This window comes from Pseudoalteromonas sp. APM04, from assembly GCF_022809815.1.
Lineage (GTDB): Bacteria > Pseudomonadota > Gammaproteobacteria > Enterobacterales > Alteromonadaceae > Pseudoalteromonas > Pseudoalteromonas marina.
Map to the genome: position 1 here is coordinate 563496 of NZ_CP094441.1, position 20777 is coordinate 584272.

At 40.3% G+C, this 20777-nt stretch carries 27 protein-coding genes; 15 read left to right on the forward strand and 12 right to left on the reverse strand.

What is annotated here, in order from left to right; genetic code table 11:
- Nucleotides 1-22: 22 nt before the first annotated feature.
- The 6 genes from lptB to MTP24_RS02660 are packed head-to-tail and all read right to left on the reverse strand — an operon-like array spanning nucleotide 23 to nucleotide 4317.
- Nucleotides 23-748: an LPS export ABC transporter ATP-binding protein gene (lptB, locus tag MTP24_RS02635; RefSeq protein WP_243532656.1), complete on the reverse strand. Its 726-nt coding sequence runs from the start codon at nucleotides 746-748 to the stop codon at nucleotides 23-25.
- Complete coding sequence (gene lptA, locus MTP24_RS02640) at nucleotides 745-1281, reverse strand: lipopolysaccharide transport periplasmic protein LptA (protein WP_006792099.1); 537 nt, start codon at nucleotides 1279-1281, stop codon at nucleotides 745-747. The genes lptB and lptA overlap by 4 nt, the downstream gene beginning before the upstream one ends.
- The gene (lptC, locus tag MTP24_RS02645) at nucleotides 1271-1825 is read right to left on the reverse strand and encodes an LPS export ABC transporter periplasmic protein LptC (protein WP_006792100.1); all 555 of its coding nucleotides are present in this window, start codon (nucleotides 1823-1825) and stop codon (nucleotides 1271-1273) included. The genes lptA and lptC overlap by 11 nt, the downstream gene beginning before the upstream one ends.
- Nucleotides 1822-2373: a 3-deoxy-manno-octulosonate-8-phosphatase KdsC gene (gene kdsC, locus MTP24_RS02650; RefSeq protein ID WP_006792101.1), complete on the reverse strand. Its 552-nt coding sequence runs from the start codon at nucleotides 2371-2373 to the stop codon at nucleotides 1822-1824. Before kdsC ends, lptC begins: the two co-directional genes overlap by 4 nt.
- Nucleotides 2374-3345: a KpsF/GutQ family sugar-phosphate isomerase gene (locus MTP24_RS02655; RefSeq protein WP_006792102.1), complete on the reverse strand. Its 972-nt coding sequence runs from the start codon at nucleotides 3343-3345 to the stop codon at nucleotides 2374-2376. It abuts the gene before it with no gap.
- 3 nt (nucleotides 3346-3348) lie between these two features.
- Entirely contained in the window at nucleotides 3349-4317 is a 969-nt protein-coding gene (locus tag MTP24_RS02660) for a calcium/sodium antiporter (protein ID WP_033019047.1), read from the reverse strand.
- 381 nt (nucleotides 4318-4698) lie between these two features.
- On the opposite strand from MTP24_RS02660, the gene MTP24_RS02665 reads away from it, so the two are divergent.
- Genes MTP24_RS02665 through murA form a run of 7 tightly spaced genes read left to right on the forward strand, consistent with a single transcriptional unit; the run spans nucleotide 4699 to nucleotide 9364 of the window.
- Nucleotides 4699-5514, forward strand: a complete 816-nt coding sequence (locus MTP24_RS02665) for an ATP-binding cassette domain-containing protein (protein WP_074210176.1) — start codon at nucleotides 4699-4701, stop codon at nucleotides 5512-5514.
- Complete coding sequence (mlaE, locus tag MTP24_RS02670) at nucleotides 5514-6293, forward strand: lipid asymmetry maintenance ABC transporter permease subunit MlaE (protein ID WP_006792105.1); 780 nt, start codon at nucleotides 5514-5516, stop codon at nucleotides 6291-6293. Before MTP24_RS02665 ends, mlaE begins: the two co-directional genes overlap by 1 nt.
- A 14-nt stretch (nucleotides 6294-6307) precedes the next feature.
- Nucleotides 6308-6856, forward strand: coding sequence for an outer membrane lipid asymmetry maintenance protein MlaD (gene mlaD, locus MTP24_RS02675; protein WP_006792106.1), 549 nt, complete (start codon nucleotides 6308-6310; stop codon nucleotides 6854-6856).
- A 5-nt stretch (nucleotides 6857-6861) separates the two neighbouring features.
- On the forward strand, nucleotides 6862-7542 hold the full coding sequence (locus MTP24_RS02680) for an ABC transporter substrate-binding protein (RefSeq protein ID WP_010555664.1): 681 nt from the start codon (nucleotides 6862-6864) through the stop codon (nucleotides 7540-7542).
- Nucleotides 7535-7828 (forward strand): STAS domain-containing protein, encoded by a 294-nt coding sequence (locus MTP24_RS02685; protein WP_243532658.1) that lies wholly within the window; start codon nucleotides 7535-7537, stop codon nucleotides 7826-7828. Before MTP24_RS02680 ends, MTP24_RS02685 begins: the two co-directional genes overlap by 8 nt.
- 5 nt (nucleotides 7829-7833) lie before the next feature.
- Entirely contained in the window at nucleotides 7834-8091 is a 258-nt protein-coding gene (locus MTP24_RS02690; RefSeq protein WP_006792109.1) for a BolA family protein, read from the forward strand.
- 13 nt (nucleotides 8092-8104) lie between these two features.
- Nucleotides 8105-9364: a UDP-N-acetylglucosamine 1-carboxyvinyltransferase gene (gene murA, locus MTP24_RS02695; protein ID WP_006792110.1), complete on the forward strand. Its 1260-nt coding sequence runs from the start codon at nucleotides 8105-8107 to the stop codon at nucleotides 9362-9364.
- 45 nt (nucleotides 9365-9409) lie between these two features.
- On the opposite strand, the gene MTP24_RS02700 is transcribed toward murA, so the two are convergent.
- The 3 genes from MTP24_RS02700 to MTP24_RS02710 form a co-directional block, all read right to left on the reverse strand.
- Nucleotides 9410-10492 (reverse strand): trypsin-like peptidase domain-containing protein, encoded by a 1083-nt coding sequence (locus tag MTP24_RS02700; RefSeq protein WP_010555666.1) that lies wholly within the window; start codon nucleotides 10490-10492, stop codon nucleotides 9410-9412.
- 101 nt (nucleotides 10493-10593) lie between these two features.
- A complete protein-coding gene (locus MTP24_RS02705; RefSeq protein ID WP_008130320.1) occupies nucleotides 10594-11946 on the reverse strand; it encodes a Do family serine endopeptidase in 1353 nt (450 codons plus the stop codon).
- Between the two features lie 132 nt (nucleotides 11947-12078).
- Entirely contained in the window at nucleotides 12079-12522 is a 444-nt protein-coding gene (locus MTP24_RS02710; protein ID WP_243532661.1) for a YhcB family protein, read from the reverse strand.
- A 132-nt stretch (nucleotides 12523-12654) separates the two neighbouring features.
- Here MTP24_RS02710 and zapE point away from each other — a divergent pair, with 132 nt between their 5' ends.
- The 8 genes from zapE (at nucleotide 12655) to MTP24_RS02750 (ending at nucleotide 19157) form a co-directional block, all read left to right on the forward strand.
- A complete protein-coding gene (zapE, locus tag MTP24_RS02715) occupies nucleotides 12655-13743 on the forward strand; it encodes a cell division protein ZapE (protein WP_006792114.1) in 1089 nt (362 codons plus the stop codon).
- A 270-nt stretch (nucleotides 13744-14013) separates the two neighbouring features.
- Nucleotides 14014-14442, forward strand: a complete 429-nt coding sequence (rplM, locus tag MTP24_RS02720) for a 50S ribosomal protein L13 (protein ID WP_002957960.1) — start codon at nucleotides 14014-14016, stop codon at nucleotides 14440-14442.
- Nucleotides 14443-14450: 8 nt separating this feature from the next.
- Nucleotides 14451-14843 carry a 30S ribosomal protein S9 gene (rpsI, locus tag MTP24_RS02725; protein ID WP_086007041.1) on the forward strand — a complete coding sequence of 131 codons (393 nt, stop codon included), beginning with the start codon at nucleotides 14451-14453 and terminating at the stop codon, nucleotides 14841-14843.
- Between the two features lie 578 nt (nucleotides 14844-15421).
- A complete protein-coding gene (gene petA, locus MTP24_RS02730) occupies nucleotides 15422-16012 on the forward strand; it encodes a ubiquinol-cytochrome c reductase iron-sulfur subunit (protein WP_006792117.1) in 591 nt (196 codons plus the stop codon).
- Nucleotides 16012-17277, forward strand: a complete 1266-nt coding sequence (locus MTP24_RS02735; protein ID WP_243532662.1) for a cytochrome b N-terminal domain-containing protein — start codon at nucleotides 16012-16014, stop codon at nucleotides 17275-17277. The genes petA and MTP24_RS02735 overlap by 1 nt, the downstream gene beginning before the upstream one ends.
- Complete coding sequence (locus MTP24_RS02740) at nucleotides 17274-18017, forward strand: cytochrome c1 (protein ID WP_006792119.1); 744 nt, start codon at nucleotides 17274-17276, stop codon at nucleotides 18015-18017. Before MTP24_RS02735 ends, MTP24_RS02740 begins: the two co-directional genes overlap by 4 nt.
- Before the next feature lie 79 nt (nucleotides 18018-18096).
- Nucleotides 18097-18723, forward strand: coding sequence for a stringent starvation protein SspA (gene sspA, locus MTP24_RS02745; RefSeq protein ID WP_006792120.1), 627 nt, complete (start codon nucleotides 18097-18099; stop codon nucleotides 18721-18723).
- The gene (locus MTP24_RS02750) at nucleotides 18723-19157 is read left to right on the forward strand and encodes a ClpXP protease specificity-enhancing factor (RefSeq protein WP_243532664.1); all 435 of its coding nucleotides are present in this window, start codon (nucleotides 18723-18725) and stop codon (nucleotides 19155-19157) included. The genes sspA and MTP24_RS02750 overlap by 1 nt, the downstream gene beginning before the upstream one ends.
- Before the next feature lie 61 nt (nucleotides 19158-19218).
- Here the strand turns inward: MTP24_RS02750 and dolP are convergent, their stop codons facing one another.
- Genes dolP through MTP24_RS02765 form a run of 3 tightly spaced genes read right to left on the reverse strand, consistent with a single transcriptional unit; the run spans nucleotide 19219 to nucleotide 20770 of the window.
- Complete coding sequence (gene dolP / locus MTP24_RS02755; protein ID WP_008130334.1) at nucleotides 19219-19788, reverse strand: division/outer membrane stress-associated lipid-binding lipoprotein; 570 nt, start codon at nucleotides 19786-19788, stop codon at nucleotides 19219-19221.
- On the reverse strand, nucleotides 19781-20374 hold the full coding sequence (locus tag MTP24_RS02760; RefSeq protein ID WP_006792123.1) for an SIS domain-containing protein: 594 nt from the start codon (nucleotides 20372-20374) through the stop codon (nucleotides 19781-19783). Before MTP24_RS02760 ends, dolP begins: the two co-directional genes overlap by 8 nt.
- Nucleotides 20375-20398: 24 nt before the next feature.
- Nucleotides 20399-20770 (reverse strand): YraN family protein, encoded by a 372-nt coding sequence (locus MTP24_RS02765; protein WP_243532666.1) that lies wholly within the window; start codon nucleotides 20768-20770, stop codon nucleotides 20399-20401.
- Between the last annotated feature and the right edge of the window lie 7 nt (nucleotides 20771-20777).

Below are 20777 nucleotides of genomic sequence, written 5' to 3' on the forward strand. Positions count from 1 at the left end.
GCTTATAAATAAGGCGTAAATGTTACAGCCTAAATTGCTCGCCTAAATATACATCGCGTACAGTTTTATCATTTAATACGTGTTCAGGGGTACCAGAAGCAATCAGTTCCCCATGAGAAACAATGTAGGCTTTTTCGCAAACATCAAGGGTTTCTCTTACATTGTGGTCTGTTATTAATACGCCAATACCACGGTTTTTTAGGTGTTCAATAATTTTTTTAATATCTAATACTGAGATAGGGTCAACACCGGCAAATGGTTCGTCTAACAAAATAAACTTTGGATCTGCAGCTAAAGCACGTGCAATCTCCACTCGGCGACGTTCTCCGCCCGATAATGCCATACCTTTGCTGTCGCGAATGTGTTGAATGCTAAATTCATCCAATAGATTATTTAATGTTTCTTCTCTGGCTTGTTTAGTGAGCTCCTTTCGAGTTTCTAAAATAGCCATTAAGTTTTGATACACTGTTAATTTTCTAAATATAGACGACTCTTGTGGTAAGTAGCCAATACCTAATCTAGCACGACTGTGCATAGGTAAAAGCGTAATATCGTTATCATCGATAGATATTTTGCCTTTGTCGCTAGGGACTAAGCCTACAATCATGTAAAAGGTTGTTGTTTTACCTGCGCCGTTTGGCCCAAGCAAGCCTACAATACTGCCAGCTTTAACTTCTAGGCCCACATTTTTTACAACTTCACGGCCTTTGTAGCTTTTGGCTAGTAGCTCTGCTTTTAATGTGCTCATGGTTGGCCTTTGTCATTTTTTTTAGGCTCCACAGGCACTAAGATAGTGTGTACACGGTCAGTTGAGCTTTCATCTTTTTCTGCGCTAATAAGCTGCTGTTCTATATCGTAGGTAATGCTTTTAGCATTCATTTTTTGCCCAGCTTGAGATATCTCTGCATCTCCAATTAATGTTAAAAAACGCGTTGAGACATCGTATCTAACTTCATTAGCGCTGGCGCTCATTATTGTGCCGTCGGCTTGTTTTTCTTCAAAATATGCAGGCGTACCTGTGGCAATTAACAATTGCTTGTTGTCGCCTAGCTCATCACGCTTGTGAACCTCAAGGCGGTCTGCGGTAATTTTTCTGTCGCCATGAATAATTTCAACATTTTTTTCGAAGATACCTACGTTTTCTTTTAGTTGACCCTCTTGTTTATCCGCACTAATCGAAATTTGATTTGCAGAAATTGGCGCTGTTGGTTCAGCGGCATTAGTACCTAATGCAAGTATAAATGTTGGAATAATAAAGAGTGTTGATAGTTTATTGGTCATAATAAATAGTTCGCGTATGGTTAATTAATTTTATCACTTCGGTTTTTAAATCGGCTTCTAAGCCTTTACCGGTGATTTTTAAATTGGGCCCTGTAACAATGACAGGCTGCTCTGATTGCATCGTTAGTAATTTTATATCTACCTGAATGTTATCAGCATTAATTTTATCTATCATTGCGTTATCAGTTAAATTACTAGCAACAACGTTACCTTCTAATATTAATTGTCTGCCTTCGTACAATGTTGCTTCATTAGCGTTAATTCGCCATGTTTGCTTGTTGTTGTATAGCGTAAAAATAGGTTTATCAAAAAAGGTAAACCCTAATTCTTGATATAGCTCCATTCGCGCTGCCGTTACTTTATGGCTGATTTTCCCATTTTCGTCATACGCTGTTTGTTTTAGCTCTATGGCTGTGTAATCGGGCTTTGCAATTATGTCTGCTTCGGTTTGTTGTGGTAAATTTACTTGTGTGAAATAAGGGTACCAAAGCCAAACCATACAGCTGATGAATAAAACGCTTAATATTATGCGCGCTGCATTCATGAACTAGTCCCTTTTGTGGTCAAAGGTTTGTTATTTTCAAGCATTAGCAGGTCGGTAAGTTCTCTCACTGCACCAAAGCCACCTAGCATTTGTGTTGTATAATGTGCTAAACGTTTTATTAGCGGATGTGCGTCATTTACTGCAACAGCAAACCCTACTAACTCCATCACTGGCATGTCTGGGCCATCATCGCCAATGTAAGCAATTTGCTCATCATTTAAATTGAGCTTTGTTTTTAGTTCTTCGTAAGCGAGTAATTTATTTTCTTGGCCTTGGTATATATGTTGTACTGTTAGGCTTGTCATACGCTGTTGTACTATCTTTGAGTGGCGTCCTGTAATTACCGCAACTTCAAAGCCGCTATTAATTAGCGCTTTAATGCCAAAGCCATCTTTTGTATTAAATGCTTTGAGCTCTTCGCCTTGGTTACCCAAATAAATGCGACCATCAGAAAACACACCATCAATATCACAAATAAGTAGCTTTACTTTTTTTGCACGTGCTTTTGCGTCTTCACTCAATGGTTGATAGAGCTCTTCAAATTGCATTTATAATACTCCTGCTTTTAATAAGTCTTGCATATTTAATGCACCAATAGGGTGGTTTTGCTCATTAACGATAATTAAACCATTAATACGCTTTTGCTCCATAATATTAAGTGCTTCAGCGGCCAAAATATCTTGCGTTGCCGTTGTGCAGGACTTGGTCATTACAACATCTATTTGTGTTGTATGTATATCAATTCGTTGTTCTAAAATACGACGTAAATCACCGTCGGTAAAGAGCCCTACAAGTTGTTGCTGAGAATCAACTATGGCTGTCATGCCTAAGCCTTTTGCCGACATTTCTATCAGTGCATCTTTTATAGTTTGCGTAACGTTAATAATAGGTGTGTTTTTACCGCTATGCATGACATCTTTTAGGGTCAGCAGTAAACGTTTACCTAAACTGCCGCCGGGGTGAGATAGCGCAAAGTCATCAGCTGTAAAACCGCGGGCTTCTAACAGTGCAACCGCCATGGCATCGCCCATTGCAAGTGTTGCTGTTGTGCTTGCTGTAGGGGCTAAGCCTAACGAACAGGCTTCTTTTTGAACTTTTATGCAAATATGTACGTTTGCAAGCGTTGCCATTGTTGAACTAGCGTTGCCTGTCATGGCTATCATTTTTGCGCCGAGGCGTTTCAAAACGGGAATTATATTGAGGACTTCGCTTGTTTCACCAGAATTAGAAATGAGCATAACCACATCATTTTTAGTGATCATACCTAAGTCGCCATGGCTTGCCTCACCTGGGTGTACAAAAAATGCAGGGCTGCCAGTACTTGCTAATGTCGCCGCTATTTTATTGCCAATATGACCCGATTTTCCCATGCCTATAACAATAGTTCGGCCTTGGCAGTCGTATATTAACTGACATGCTTGATGAAAATTTTCATCCACATATTGTGCAATATCACTCAATGCTTGGCGCTCTATGTCTAATACACGTAGGCCTTGTTCAATAAAATTTAGCGTTGCCATTACTTACCCTACTTGACTGAAAATATACCCTTGGTAGCCTAAAAAAGCGATTAATAATAAGCCGCCCTCTACTCTATTGATGCGCTGAGCACCTCTAAAGTTCAATGACATGATAATAAGCGCAACCGTGGCACCAATCATAATAAGTATGTCGCGGTTAGCAACAGACGGGTCAATAACAGAAGGGTTAATAATGCCTGCGAAAGGCAGCACGGCAAGAATATTAAAAATATTAGAGCCAACAATATTACCCAGTGCTAAGTCATCTTCATTCTTAAGAACCCCTGCAATTGAAGCTGCAAGCTCGGGCAAGCTAGTACCTATTGCAATAATTGTTAAGCCAATGACTAAATCGCTTAGGCCAAAATATTTTGCAATATCGACCGCTGAATCTATTAAAAAATGTGCACTGACAGGGAGTAATACCATACCAATAACTAACCAAATGACTGCTTTTTTTGTTGGTACGTCATTGGGTACTTCATCACATGCTTCAGATACAAATGGGTCTGTTTGATTTTTAGCACGTAGCGAAACAATAATCAGCCCACCAATAAAGACGACAAAACCAATTAATAAGGCAACGCCTTCAGCAAGCGAAAAGTAGTTATCTGAAAAAATATACCAAGTAGCTAGAGATACGATAAGTACTAATGGGATTTCACGTTTTAATGTACTTGAAGAAACGCTAAGAGGCCTAAATAAAGCGGTAATACCTAATACCAGTAAAATATTTGTGATATTTGAGCCAATTGCGTTACCTACCGCAGTGTCTGTTTTTCCAGCCAATGCAGCAGAGGCTGACACCATCATTTCAGGTGCTGATGAGCCCATGGCAACAACAGTCAAACCAACAATTAAGGTTGGTACGCCAAAGTTTTTAGCCAGTGCGGCCGCACCATAAACAAACCTGTCAGCACTCCAAACTAGGGCTGCAAAACCAAGAATCAAAATAACAAACGAGGTAACCATTGTATTAAGCCAGTTATTCAAAATAGGAATGGCGCGAATAGTAACAAATGCCACGATGAAAGTATAAATAAAAGAGTAAGGTCAACTACGTAGACTAATTTATTTTACTAAATTAATCAGTCGGGGCTGTTAAGCTTTCAGTACTAAAGTTTTGCTGATGTATGGGGAATAACTTCACCACCAGGTACTGACTTACCAAAATTCTAAATGGGTTGCTGAAAATTTAACCTTGATAGTTAACAGACCCTAGTTTAAGTGTTGGTTAAGTGAAGATGAGTGAGTCTTAATGTGTGTTTTAAACGTACATTACAAAATCTTACGAATTGTTTTTTCCATATTGGATCAAAAAGATTTAAAATAGGGGCACTAGTGAACATTTTTATGGAGAGCGACTTGTCGCAATCAATAGTAGAAGTCAAGGATGTTAGCTTTTCCAGGGGCGATAGGGTCATATATAAAAATATGAGCTTTAGTGTGCCTAAAGGCAAAATCACTGCGATTATGGGGCCAAGCGGTATTGGTAAAACCACGATGTTGCGTTTAATTGGTGGCCAATTAAAACCTGATTCGGGTGATATTTTATTTGAAGGTGGCAGTATTCCTTCCATGACGCGTTCAGAATTATACGAAGCGCGTACAAAAATGAGCATGCTATTTCAAAGTGGTGCCTTGTTTACCGACATGTCTGTGTTTGACAATATTGCTTTTCCGATTCGTGAGCACACAAAACTAAGTGAAGATCTTATTCGTTTAGTGGTGTTAATGAAGCTGCAGGCTGTGGGTTTACGCGGAGCTAAAGATTTAATGCCCTCAGAGTTATCAGGTGGGATGGCAAGGCGTGCTGCTCTTGCTCGCGCAATAGCGCTCGATCCAGAGCTCATCATGTATGACGAACCGTTTGCTGGCCAAGATCCTATCTCAATGGGCGTGCTTGTAAAGTTAATCAAATCGCTCAATCAAGTATTAGGTTTATCGTCTTTAATTGTGACCCATGATGTAACTGAAGTAATGAGTATTGCCGATCACGTTATTATTATTGCCGATCAGGGCGTAATAGGCTCAGGTACGCCAGATGAAATGCGCAATCATGAATCAGAGCTAGTTCAGCAATTTTTAAAAGGTTTGTCTGATGGTCCTGTGCCATTTCATTTCCCCGCGCAAGCCTATGCAGATGAGTTGCTTGGAGAAAAAGCCTAATGTTGGATTTGTTTCAAAAGTTAGGGCATAAAACTCTGGGTCGCTTTGCTGCCCTTGGTCGCTCAGCTTACATGTTGTTCAGCGCACTCGCGCATGTTCCTAATTTTAAAAAAGGCACTCCGCTGCTTGTTCGCCAGCTTTATATGGTGGGTTCGCAGTCGCTGCTTATTATTATGGTATCGGGCTTGTTTATCGGTATGGTACTCGCATTGCAAGGCTACACCGTATTAGTAGGGTATGGTGCTGAAGATAGCTTAGGGCCACTTGTAGCATTGAGTTTACTGCGTGAGCTAGGCCCTGTTGTTACTGCGCTATTATTTGCTGGGCGTGCAGGTAGTGCACTTACCGCAGAAATAGGTCTCATGAAAGCCACCGAACAATTATCATCATTAGAGATGATGGCAATTGATCCACTTAAACGTATTATTGCACCTCGCTTTTGGGCTGGTTTTATTAGCATGCCCTTACTTGCAATTATATTCTCTGCCGTTGCAATTATAGGGGCTCATTTAGTCGGGGTTGATTGGTTAGGTGTAGATACCGGTAGTTTTTGGTCAATTATGCAATCGCAAGTGTCGTTTCAGGCAGATGTACTAAACGGCATAATTAAAAGTTTTGTATTTGCAATAGTGGTTACTTGGATTGCACTTTACAAAGGCTATGACTGTGTTCCAACGTCGGAAGGGATCAGCAAGGCAACTACCGAGACAGTTGTACATTCGTCATTGGCCGTTTTAGGTTTCGACTTTATTTTGACAGCGGTAATGTTTACCAGCTAATTAGGGTATAAATAATGAATTCACGGAAATTAGAAATTTTAGTTGGCTTTTTTGTAGCGCTTGGCATTTTAGCTTTTGCTATGTTAGCGCTTAAAGTAGCGAATGCAGGTATTAGTGGCTCAGGCGAAACCTATTCACTCAATGCAAAGTTTGAAAATATTGGCTCATTAAAAGCACGAGCCCCTATCAAAGTAGGTGGTGTGGTAATTGGTCGCGTTGAGTCAATTTATGTTCATCCAAAAGAGTTTTTACCTGTGGTTGATATGACTATTGATGCGCAATACTTATGTCGTTTTTCAGATACAAGCTCTATATCCATACTTACATCGGGTATTTTAGGCGAGCAATACTTAGGTATAAATCCTGTTATTGCCTCCAGTTCTGCGGAACAGCGCTGTTTAGGTGAAACAGTAACCAACAATGAACAAGATACTGCAATTGATGATTTATTTGGCGTAGAAAGTAAGGCGTTAGGTAATGGGGATTCAATTATTGATACTAAGTCTGCCATTGTGTTAGAAGAATTAATTGGGCAGTTTTTATTCAACCAAGGTAGTGAGTAATTATTATGTTGAAAAAGTATTTAGCTATTATAACGCTTAGCGCATTGAGCCTAATGCAAACGGTGAGTGCTGCAGAAGTAAAGTTAGACGATCCAAATAAAATGGTGCGCAAGGTATCAGAGCATACATTTGACCGAATCAAAAAAGATCAACCATTGATTGTTAAAGATCAAGAGTATCTTCGCGTTATCGTTGAAGAAGAGTTGATGCCCTATATTGATTATAAATACGCAGCACTGCGTGTATTAGGAAGTGAAGTATCTAAAGTGCGCGCAATCACAGATGATGCTGAAAAAGCACAAGCAATTAAAGATATTCAGCGCTTTATTGGCGTGTTTAGAGAGTATTTAGTTGCTACGTATGCAGGTGTATTTACCCAATATACTAACCAACACGTTGAATTTGGTGCACCGCAACCATTTAAAGGTCAGGATGTGGTTGTAGTAAAAACAAAAATTATCGAAGATGGTAAGCCAGATATCCGCATTGATTTTAAAGTTCGTGAAGATCGCAGTGGGCAATGGCGTGCATACGACATGATTGCTGAAGGGATAAGCTTGTTAGATGCTAAGCAAAGTGAGCTACAAGGTATTTTGCGTCAGCAAGGTATTGATAAGGTAAGTGACCTTTTAGAGCAAAAAAGTAAGCTTCCAGTTCAATTTAGAGGCAGCAGCTCGAATGACTAAATTGGCGATAAGCCAAATTGATGATCAACAGTTTCGAGCGAGCGGCGAGCTCTCTCGAAATTCAATTGGCGATGAACAACTTCTGAACAAGCAGCTACAAACTAAGCATAAAATCATCTATTTTGACCTAAGTGGGGTGTCAAGGGTTGACACAGCCGGCTTAGCTTGGTTAATTCACTCTTTTGCAGAATTAAAGCAGCAAGGTATTCGCCTTGAATTGCAAAATCCACCTGAGCAATTGCAAAATTTAATGCAATTGGGTCAAGTTACAACCCTATTTGAGTGAGAGTTATGGAAACTAGCCAAGTCGAAACATTATTACGCGAAGAACTTCAATTAGCAGAAGTTCATGTAAAAGCCAATGGAAGCCATTATGAAGTTGTTGCCGTGGGTGAGTGCTTCGACGGTTTAAGCCGAGTTAAAAAGCAACAGCTAGTATATGGTCCACTAATGAATACTATTTCAGACGGTACTATTCATGCAGTTTCTATTCGTGCTTTTACACCGACTGAGTGGAAACGCGAACAAAAATTTATTTTACCGCAATAAATAGGGCCTCCTAATGGATCAATTTGTAATTCAAGGTGGCACTTCACTTGCTGGTGAGGTGACTATTTCTGGTGCTAAAAACGCGGCACTGCCTATTTTATTTGCCTCACTTTTGGCCGACGGTAAAAGCACATTTACCAATGTGCCACGCTTACGCGATATTGTAACTACTGAAGCTTTGCTAAAAACATTAGGTGCAGATGTAAATTGGCAGGGTGATACCCTCGTCATAGATGGTGCAACTGTTGATAAAACGTTGGCCCCATACGATTTAGTAAAGCAAATGCGCGCGTCTGTATTAGCATTAGGGCCTTTAGTTGCTCGCTTTGGTGAGGCACAAGTTTCATTGCCAGGCGGCTGTGCTATTGGTGCTCGCCCTGTTGATATTCACATTCAAGGCATGGAACGTTTAGGTGCGCAAATTAGTGTTGAAAATGGCTATATCAATGCAAAAGTGGATGGTCGCCTTAAAGGCGCTGAGATCTTTATGGAGATGGTCAGTGTAGGCGCAACCGAGAACTTGTTGATGGCAGCAGCGCTGGCCGATGGTAAAACAGTACTAGAAAACGCAGCCCGTGAACCTGAAATCACCGATTTAGCAAATTGCTTGATTGCTATGGGTGCTAAAATTACAGGCGCTGGAACGAGCCGTATTGAAATTGAAGGCGTAGAGCGCTTATCCGGTTGTGAACACAAAATTTTACCGGATCGTATTGAAACGGGCACGTTCTTAGTTGCTGCAGCAATGGCTGGTGGTGAAGTATTGTGTAAAAACACAGACTTTCATTCACTTGAACCGGTTATTGAAAAACTGCGCGCGACAAATGCCTTACTTGAAGTTAAAGACGATTCTATTTACCTAGATATGCGTGGTCGTGAGCTTAAAGCCGTGAATGTTAAAACCGCGCCGCATCCAGGGTTCCCAACCGATATGCAAGCTCAGTTTACTGCACTTAATGTAGTGGCTAATGGCAGCGCGACAATTACAGAAACTATTTTTGAGAACCGTTTCATGCATGTGCCTGAGTTACAGCGCATGGGCGCAAACATTCGCTTAGAAGGCAACACAGCAATATGTGGTGAAACTAAAAGTCTTTCTGGCGCTCAAGTTATGGCTACGGATTTACGAGCATCAGCAAGCTTAATCCTTACAGGGATTGTAGCGCAAGGTGAAACCGTTGTTGATCGTATTTATCACGTTGATAGAGGGTATCAGCGTATTGAGGATAAACTCAGCGCGCTAGGCGCTAACATAAAGCGTAAAGCAAGCTAACACGTTTAAATGCTGGTCGGTGTGATTACACCGACCTTTCTTTATTTAGAGTTTGGTTTCAAGCTCAGCCACAGTAACCATTATTTTTTCGATTTTCCCATCTCTATACAATTCAAACTCTATTTCTTTACCTGGTTCAGTATTGCCAATTTTTTCGAGTACCTTTTGTGGATTAGCCACTGAAAGCCCTGCAATTTTTATTACAATATCTTGTTCTTCAATGCCAGCTTGCCACGCAGGCCCTAATGGATCTAAATTTGTAATACGCATGCCGCTCACAGGGGTTAAGTTGTCATTAACCTCTTTGCCTGTACTGTCTACAGCTGTGCCTTCAAACCCTAAGTAACCACGCACTACACGGCCATGGCGGATTAGCTTAGCCATTACTTCCTTAGCTAGGGTGTAGGGGACAGCAAAAAAGATGCCTTGGATGTTTAAGTTTTCGCGGGTTTTAAATTGCGCCGAAGTAATACCCACTAAATCACCATTTGAATTAACGAGTGCACCTCCAGAATTTCCTACATTAATTGCTGCATCCATTTGCAGTAGATTATTAAACGGGCTATCGGTAATTTTTTGTTTACCTGTGGCACTAATAATCCCTTGTGTAATGGTTTGCCCTAAGTTGAGTGGGTTACCAATCGCTAATACAACATCTCCCACGCTAGTCGTATAGTCATCGTTTACGGGAATAACAGGAAGGTGTTCTGCATTTATTTTTAGTAGTGCTAGATCTGTAATTGTATCAAAGCCTATAAGCTGCACATCAAAAAAACGTCGGCCGTCAGTTAAAATCACCATAATGACATCAGCATTATTAACAACATGATAATTAGTAAGTATATAGCCATCTGGCGACATAATAACGCCTGAGCCTAACTCCTGAACGGTGTTTTTTCTTTTGTAGCGGGGCTCCTTTGAAATACTTTCAGAAAAAATAGTAACGACAGACGGGGCTGCGCGCTTTACTGCATCAGAAAAGCTTAAGTGGCTTGCACTCATTGCACTGGGGATAGGAACATTAGGCAGCAGCGCTGCTCTCATATTTGGGCTGAAAAAAACCACTAAAAAAGCAATACTGAGACCTGCAAATAGAGGAGGGAGGACAAATTTAATGAATTTCAGCACAAGTTTCTTATTATTAAAGGAGCAATCTCTTTATGATGGCACAAAAAAAATAACAGCGGCAAGTGCCGCTGTTATTTTTATTACACATATACTGCGATTAATTACTGAATTAGGATAAATATAGACTCACGTCCACGTTTAACGCCTAGTACAATATTACCTTTCGTATTTTCGATGATTTTATTCATATCGCGAATAGTCTCAACACGTTGGCGGTTCACTTGGACTATCATGTCACCTTCTTCTAGGCCTACCCGTGCAGAAGGAGAGCGAGGATCGACAGAGGTAATTTCAATCCCCTTTGCGTTATTTTTCTGAACATTTTCTAATTCAGCCCCTTGAAATGCGGGATGCAGTTCTTCGCCAACCGCTTTAACACCAGATGCACCGTCGAGTGTGACTTTGAGCGTTTTTATTTTTCCATCTCGGTAAATACTGAGCTTTATTTCTCTGCCTTCACCTAATGTAGCAATTTTACTGCGCAGTTCATGGAAGCCGCTTATATCGCTGCCATTAATGCTTACAATAACATCCCCGGCTTTTATGCCTGCTTTACTAGCAGCAGTATCATCCATTACCTGCATTACATAAGCACCTTGTTTAACATCAAGCTGTTGTGCTTTGGCTAAGCCCGCATCAAGTGGACGACCCGATATGCCTAGCGAGCCACGGCGTACTTCACCATGCTCAATAATTTGATCAACCAAGTTTTTCATCATGTTAGAAGGAATAGCAAAACCAATTCCAACGTTACCACCAGATGCACCTAAAATAGCGGTGTTAATGCCAATTAGTTCTCCATTTAAATTCACTAAAGCACCGCCAGAATTACCTTGGTTAATTGCGGCGTCTGTTTGAATGAAATCTTCGTAACCTTCGATGTTTAAACCACTGCGTCCAAGGGCACTAACAATGCCTGAGGTGACGGTGTGGCTTAAACCAAACGGGTTGCCTATAGCAACTGCAAAATCACCGACTCGTAATTGGTCTGAGTTAGCAAGTTTGATTTCTGTAAGGTCATCAGCGTCTATTTGTAGTAGTGCAATGTCAGACTCTTTATCTGTACCAATTTTAGTAGCTTCAAATTCACGTCCATCTTCGAGTGTAACGATCATTTTTTCAGCATCTTGGATCACGTGATTATTAGTAACCACATAACCTTCATCTGCATCGATAATCACACCTGAACCCAAACCACTAAATTGGCGCTTTTGGCTGCGAGGTTGTTGCTGGCCAAAAAAGAACTCAAGTGGATCGGCGCGGCGGCGAACCTCTTTAGAGCCCGAAACCTGAATACTCACAACACCAGGGGAGATTTGTTCAAGCATAGGTGCAAGAGTCGGTAGCTGTTGCCCATTAACTGCTATTGGTAACTTTGCGTAAGACGCTACCGGGCTCATTAATAAGCTTGTAGATAAAATAGCAGCACTGATAAGTGATAATTTCATTTTCATAGTCAAGGTTTACTCCACTTAGGAAAAACAAAAATTAAAAAAGGCTGCATAAGCAGCCTTTTTTTAGTTTGTTAGTAAGATAAAACAACAAAGCTGTTATATCTAAAGACTATGGGGTCAAAAAAAAGTTCATCAAGATGCTTTAGAGCGGTCCTGTACTTTATTTTCACCAGCAAATAAACCAGACTCACCTGACACAAAGTCTGCCGGTTGCACCTCTGCTGAAGAGCGATCAGAACGACGCTCTTTTAAAGATGCTTGTAATTGCTCTGTTGTTTCTTTTGAAAAGTAAGGGGCTGCTGGTTCTTTATTTCTATCTTCTAACAGTAATTGATTAGTTTCTTCTACATGACTCAAGAGCTGGTTGTAGTTATCTTTCATTTTATTTACAAGCTTGCTGGTGCTTGCTAAATGGTCAGCTACGTCTTGGCGGTATTGCTCAAGTTCGCTTTGCGCTTGTTCCGCTTGCTCTTTTAACTCATCTTGTTTGAACTGTTTTTTAGTAACAAATGCACCAATAAAAAATGCTATAACCGCAACAATAACGATTAAACCTACCCATATAACTGTGCCCATAAACTACCCCTTTGGGAAAATAACGAAAGAATGCTGATTCATTTATAAATCATATTAAGTGTAATATACCCCGAGTTATGATGCGTGTTAATATGCTTTACAAATTAAACTGCGTTTTGACTGAAAATACATATGACTCCTTGGCAAACATATCAACAAGATTTAAAACGAGATGACTTTGTACACGACGCAGCACAAGAAAATGCTGTGCGCCACTTGCAACGTCTATACGATGACCTCACGCAAGCAAAACCAAAATCAACAGGCTTTTTCGCTAATTTATTTGGTAAAAACGAACCAGAACCTATTAAAGGCTTGTATTTTTGGGGCGGAGTTGGGCGTGGAAAAACGTATTTAGTTGATACTTTTTATGAGGCATTACCAAGTGATCGAAAAATGCGCGTGCATTTTCACCGTTTCATGCACCGTGTGCATGATGAATTAAAAAAACTAAATAACACGACCAATCCGTTGGAAAAAGTAGCGGATATATTTAAATCAGAAACAGACATCATTTGTTTTGATGAATTCTTTGTGCAAGACATAACGGATGCCATGTTACTGGGTGGTTTAATGGAAGCGCTTTTTGCTCGTGGAATTGTTTTAGTCGCTACCTCTAATATTGTGCCTGACGATTTATATAGAAATGGCCTACAGCGGGCTCGTTTTATGCCTGCCATTGAACTGGTAAAACTCAATACTGAAATAGTGAATGTAGATTCGGGTATTGACTATCGACTGAGAACCTTAGAACAAGCTGAGATTTTTCACAGTCCGCTTGATGAACAAGCTGATAAAAATCTATTTGAATATTTTGATAAGTTGTCTGCTGAACCGGGTCAACTCGATCACCCTATAGAAATAGAAGGGCGCTTAATAAAAACGCGCAAAGTAGCTCAAAGTGTCGTGCTATTCGAATTTAGTGAATTGTGTGAGACTGCACGTAGCCAAGTTGATTACATGGAAATTAGCCGTTTATATAACACGGTAATTATTTCTAATGTAAAACAGCTTGGCCAAAGTAATGACGATGCAGCAAGGCGCTTTATTGCTCTAGTAGATGAATTTTACGAACGCCACGTGACGCTAATTATTTCAGCAGAAAAACCGATTACCGAACTTTACACCCAAGGTAACTTAAATTTTGAATTTAAACGCTGCATAAGCCGTTTACAAGAAATGCAGTCGTTAGAGTATTTAGCAAGAGAACATTTAGCTTAATAAAAATTAGAATGCCGGTCGTTTTGCGCTCTCAACACTTATTTGTAAATAGCGATAATTTTCTTGTGGGAAAAACAACCGATCGGTAGCAATGTGGTTTAAGTGCTGGTATACTCCCGCGTCTGCCACGTTGCGTTCTATGCCTTCATATAGTTTAGCCACTAATGAGCGGCGCAAAAGTCTAAAACTCGAAGGGGTTATAGCAAACTTAGAGCAGTAGTTAATATTAACTACTTGTGGTTTTAATTGAAAAACATTGGATTTTTATAAATGAAAACGTTTGTTGCTAAACCAGAAACAGTAAAACGTGACTGGTACGTAGTTGACGCTGAAGGTAAAACTTTAGGTCGCATCGCTACTGAAATCGCTCATCGCCTACGCGGTAAGCACAAAGCTGAATACACTCCACACGTAGATACTGGTGATTACATCATCGTTATCAACGCTGAGAAAGTTACTGTAACTGGTAACAAATTCAAAGATAAAGTGTACTACGCTCACTCTGGTTTTCCAGGTGGCCTTAAGTCTACTACTTTTGATAAACTTCAAGCTGCAAAGCCTGAAATGATCATCGAAAAAGCAGTTAAAGGCATGTTGCCACGTGGTCCTTTAGGCCGCGCTATGTACCGTAAACTTAAAGTTTACGCAGGTACTGAGCATAACCATGCTGCACAACAGCCTCAGGTTCTAGACATTTAAGGAGCACTATCATGGCAAATCAATACTACGGTACAGGTCGTCGTAAAAGTTCAAGTGCTCGCGTATTCTTACGCCCAGGCACTGGTAACATCGTAATCAACAAGCGCTCTTTAGAAGAGTACTTTGGTCGCGAAACAGCACGCATGGTTGTTCATCAAGCTCTTGAGCTTGTTGATATGACTGAAAAATTTGACCTTTTCATCACCGTTTCTGGTGGTGGTACAACTGGTCAAGCTGGTGCTATCCGTCACGGTATCACTCGTGCACTTATGGAGTTTGACGAGTCACTACGTCCACAACTTCGTAAAGCAGGTTTCGTTACTCGTGATGCACGTAAAGTTGAACGTAAGAAAGTGGGTCTTAAGAAAGCGCGTAAGCGTCCACAGTTCTCAAAACGTTAATCTATACGTTATCAAGAATTCAAAAACCCAGCTTATGCTGGGTTTTTTGTTATTGGCGATAAATTTCTTCTGATTCCTTTAAGCTTTAAAAAGTTGTTAGCCTAAGCTGTAATTGCAAATTACCGTTTATGATGATCACACAGTGCAATAACGGCGTATTAATTGAACGAAAGGAAGTAAATAGCCAGGTAGCTGCAAAAAAGTTAAATAATTATCGTAATTAGTTTAAATCCATCAGTTAATTGATGGAATTTTTTGCTACAATTGGCGTGGAAGTAAAACGATCAAGTTTTATAACACTATGTGTAGTCTTAAAACTTCCGCTTAGTGGAGTTGATCTTGGTCACTACATCGTTTTTACAGAAGTGATATTATTACTTTTCAGCTCGTGCTCGAACTAGCTTAATCAAACCATTGGTGAAATTAATATTTTTCAAGACCTGAGTTGTTAATAACCTTGTTTTAAACAAGGGTTTTAATTATGATCATTTCTATTTTAAAAATTTCGAATAATTAACCTGCTGTAACTGATGTTCTCAATATAGCAAGTGTTGAGAATCGTAAGTGGAGATAAGTGGATGAGCAATGCGCCTGTAGACAATGGCCGACGTCGCTTTTTAACCATAGCTACCTCTGTTGTTGGTGGTGTTGGTGCGGCTGGGGCTGCTGTTCCTTTTATTGCGTCTTGGAATCCAAGTGAGCGAGCTAAATCTGCGGGTGCGCCTGTAGAAGTAGATATAAGCAAACTTGAGCCAGGACAATTAATACGTGTCGAGTGGCGTGGTAAACCTGTATGGGTTGTATCACGAACCCCAAAAATGCTTGAGCAAATGAAAGAACACGAAGGTCAACTTCGTGATCCGCAATCGCAAGAGCCACAACAATTAGAATCATCAACAAATGACTACCGTTCATTACGTCCAGAGATTTTTGTCGCTGTAGGTATTTGTACGCATTTAGGATGTTCACCTAGCTTTTTACAAGGTGGCTTTGGTGAAAAAGTGGAAGGGACTGATGATGGTTTTTATTGTCCATGTCACGGTTCTAAATTTGATATGGCTGGCCGTGTTTTTCAATCGGTTCCAGCACCATTAAACTTAGAAATTCCACCATATACTTTTCTTGATGAAACCACTATTTTAGTGGGCGAAGAACAAGGGGTGGCCTAATGTTTGGTAAGATTATTGGTTGGATTGACGAAAGAATCCCAATGACACGTGTTTGGAACATGCATATTGCACAGTATCCAGCACCTAAAAACTTTAACTTTTGGTACTTCTTTGGCTCATTAGCAATGTTAGTACTAGTTAACCAAATACTGACCGGTATTTGGCTAACAATGAACTACGTACCGTCTGCTGAAGGTGCATTTGCATCAATAGAATATATCATGCGTGATGTAGATTATGGCTGGTTACTGCGCTATCTGCATTCAACCGGTGCATCAGCATTCTTCATTGTTGTATACCTGCATATGTTCCGTGGCATGATCTACGGTTCTTACCAAAAACCACGTGAGTTACTGTGGTTGTTTGGTATGTTTATTTTCTTAGCCCTAATGGCTGAAGCATTCATGGGTTACTTATTACCATGGGGCCAAATGTCGTTCTGGGGTGCACAGGTAATCATTTCATTATTCGGGGCTATTCCTGTTATTGGTGATGACCTTACACTTTGGATCCGTGGTGACTACGTAATTTCTGGTGCAACGCTTAACCGCTTCTTTGCATTACACGTAATTGCACTGCCATTGGTTATTGTTATCTTAGTATTTTTACACATTGTTGCACTACACGAAGTGGGTTCTAATAACCCAGATGGTATTGATAACAAACGTAAAAAAGGCACGGTTCCTGAAGAAGATAAGCCTAAATTTAAGTTCCATGAATACTACACTGATAAAAAAGACATTATTGATGCGATTCCGTTCCACCCTTATTACACAGTAAAAGATATTGTGGGCGTGGTTGGTTTCTTAATCTTGTTCTGCTGGGTTGTGTTCTTTATGCCTGCTATGGGTGGTTTCTTTTTAGAGGCGCCAAACTTTGAAGCGGCAAACCCACTTAAGACACCGGAACATATATTCCCTGTTTGGTACTTCACGCCATTCTACGCAATCTTGCGCGCAATCCCTGATAAATTAATGGGTGTTGCAGCAATGGGTGCGTCAATTGTAGTACTTGCGTTATTACCTTGGATTGACCGTGGTTCAGTTCGCTCTGTTCGTTACCGTTGTGGTTTCCACAAATGGAACATTGCAGGCTTTGTTGTTACTTTTGTTCTTTTAGGTTGGGTTGGTGCTACACCGCAAACTGACTTTAAAACAATTGTTTCGCAAGTTTGTACTGTGACTTACTTTATGTTCTTCGTACTGTTATTTGTTTACAGTAAGAATGAAAAAACTAAGCCATTGCCTGAGAGGTTAACGAAATGATGAAAAAACTAATAATTGGTTTATTCGCTTTATCAGTAAATATGTTACCTGCAATGGCGGCAGGCCCGTCAGTTCCACTAATGGACGCGGGTAACGATATATCTGATCAGCCATCTTTGCAGCGCGGCGCTAAGTTGTTCATGAACTACTGTCTTGGTTGTCACCAAATGCAGTATCAGCGTTATGAACGTACTTTCCGTGATATTGGTATTCCAACGGAAGTTGGCCAAGAGCAACTTATTTTTGATGGTTCAAAAGTAGGTAGCCATATTAAGAACTCAATGGCTAAAGATGATGCAGCAAAATGGTTTGGTGCGGCTCCGCCGGATTTAACTAATGTTGCACGTGTACGTGGAAGTGACTGGATTTACACGTACTTGAAATCATTTTATAAAGATGAGTCTCGTCCGTTTGGTGTAAATAATACGTTATTTCCATCAGTAGGTATGCCACATGTTCTACAAGAACTTCAGGGTGTTCCTACTCCTATAACTGAAGAAGTAACTGTTGACGGTGTAACAACTGTACATATCACAGGTACTGAAACAGATGGTTCAGGTGAGATGAGTGTAGATGAGTATGACCAAGCAGTTCGTGATTTAACGAATTTCCTAGAGTACGTAGGTGAACCTACTCGACTTGAATCGGAAGCGCTAGGTATTAAGGTAATTGGGTTCTTAGTTATCCTGTTTATCTTGGCATTTATGCTTAAGAAAGAATACTGGAGAGATGTTCATTAAGTTTGAACATATTTAAAGGTAATTTTGCAATAGGGGCTTAAGCCCCTATTGCTGTTTTAGTTATTTAATGGAGGTAGGCATGGCCGTAGCTGCCAATAAGCGCCCTGTAATGACCCTTTTCTCTGGGGCTAACTGTATGTATAGCCATCAAGTACGTATCGTACTTGCAGAAAAAGGTGTAAGTGTAGATATTCATTTGGCTGAAAAGGATAATCTGCCAGAAGCACTTCACGAAATTAACCCTTACGGTACAGTGCCAACACTGATTGACCGTGAGCTTGGTTTATATCAGGCAAATATCATCATGGAATACCTTGATGAACGTTTCCCTCATCCTCCACTAATGCCTGTTTACCCGGTAATGCGTGGTCGTAGCCGTTTAATGATGCACCGCATTGATACTGATTGGTACAGCTTAGCTGCTAAAATCAGCAATAATACATCAGATGCAGCACAAGCTCGTAAAGAGTTAACTGAGGCATTACTTGCAGTAGCTCCTATCTTTAGCGAAGCTCCTTACTTTATGAGTGAAGAGTTTAGCTTAGTAGATTGTTACTTAGCACCACTACTATGGCGTTTACCTGAGTTTGGTATTGAGCTTAATGGTGCAGGCTCTAAAGAGATGAAAGAGTACATGATCCGTTTATTCGAACGTGAGTCATTCCAAGCCTCTTTAACTGAAGCTGAGCGTGAGATCCGTTTATAATGACGCCTAATCGTCCTTATTTATTACGTGCTTTTTTTGATTGGATAGTCGATAACGAATGTACGCCACATATTGTGGTGGACGCTGGTTTTGCGAATGTGCAAGTGCCTACACAATTTGTGCAAGATGGACAAATTGTGCTTAACATTAGCCCATCAGCAGTAACACAGTTTTCGTTAGACCTAACCCAACTTAGTTTTAACGCGCGTTTTGGCGGTCAGCCAATGCAAGTTTATGTACCTTTAGGTGCTGTGCTTGCAATTTACGCCCGTGAGAATGGCGAAGGTACAGTCTTCACTGCAGGCGAGTTTGTAGAGGACGAAGACGAGTTTGATACAGGGCTAGAAAGTGTTGATTCATCTGAGTATATAGATGAAACACCGCCAGAAAAACCTGAAAAGAAAAAAGGCTCACATTTACGTGTTATAAAATAATATGTAGATTACAAAAAAACCGCTTAAAAGCGGTTTTTTTATCGCTGTAATTTAGTGGCTTTTAATTAATATATTCAAATACCTTTACTACTCGCTCAACGCCCGACACATTGCGTGCAATATCAACTGCACGATTAGCTTCATCTTGAGACACCAAGCCCATCAAATAAACCTCAGCGTTTTCTGTAACCACTTTAATGTTATTGCTACTAATATCTTTAGCTGCTAGTAACTGTGCTTTTACCTTTGAGGTAAGCCACGAATCATGAGTTTGAGTTGTTATACCAATATTTGAGCCAATACGAAGTTGGTTATGAATTTTACGAATACCGGCAATCGCTTCTACGGTTATTTGTGCTTCGTTTTTCATTTCCTGATTAGCAACTTGACCAACAAGCAAAACAATACCATTGACACTTATAGCGTTAACTCGAGCAGACTTTTCTAAGCGTTCAACTTCACTAATAGCAATGCTAGCTTTAATTTCTATATTGTTATCATCGATTTGAGAGCCTATAGTGCGACGGTCGTTTGCAGCGGTTACTGCACTGGCAGTGCCAGCTACAACAGCTGCAGCGCAGCCTTGTAGTAAAACAACGGTACCTAAAATAATAAGGGAGCGTTTAAACATAATTTTCATCCTGCGGGAAAAGCGTTAAATCTATAAGTTCACTTAAACAATGTAAGTTAGTTAAATGCGACTCTATAATGCGGCTTGGACGTTTAGACGGTGTTCTTATTTCAACATCATTAGGGCCAAGTAAACCTACTAATTCACCACCATCGTCACCGACCATTACAATGACCTTCATATCGCGTGTAAGTGCAGCTTCAACGGCTGAAATTACCTGCTTTTCATTGCCATTAATTGCTAATACCAATAGTAAGTCACCTTGTTGAGCGAATGCACGGATTTGACGGGCAAATGTATCGTGATCATCGCTGTGATTGTTTTGTCCAAGATTTATATTTTCTTGTGACAAAGCAATAGCAGGCAAGCAAGGACGCTCTGTTTCGTAGTGATTGACCAATATACCCGCTATATGTTGCGCAAGCATATGACAGTTAGCTGTCCCGCAACAAATTAACTTATTACCGTTAATAAGGCTTTGTGCAATTGTGAACGCGGCCGATTCAAGCGCACTGGGAAGGACCTCTCCAGCGGCTATTTGAACTTGAATACTTTCTGTGAAAATTTCTTTTATCGTGTCTTGCATAGCCTACCAATTCTTTTTAGTATTTTAAAATACGTTTTTAAGCCAATTATATGTAGGAGATGATTCTCCGGTTATGGCTACATAGTCAATTCTTAATGCCTGATTTGTTAAGTTTTTAGCTGCTAAGTAATGATGAATACTACGTTTAAGCCGTGCTTGTTTTTGAGTGCTGAGCGCATAATTTGCACCACCTCGAGCATTGTTTTTGCGAAACTTCACTTCCACAAAAACAAGGGTGTTACCCTCTTTCATAATAATATCGAGCTCACCAAAGGGGCAGTAATAATTACGTTCTATAGGTTTTAAACCTTGCGCTACTAGGTATTTTTGCGCTTGTAGTTCGTAGTACTGACCTTTTTCACGACTATTTTGCCACAGCTCTTTAAACCACGACATGCCGCCC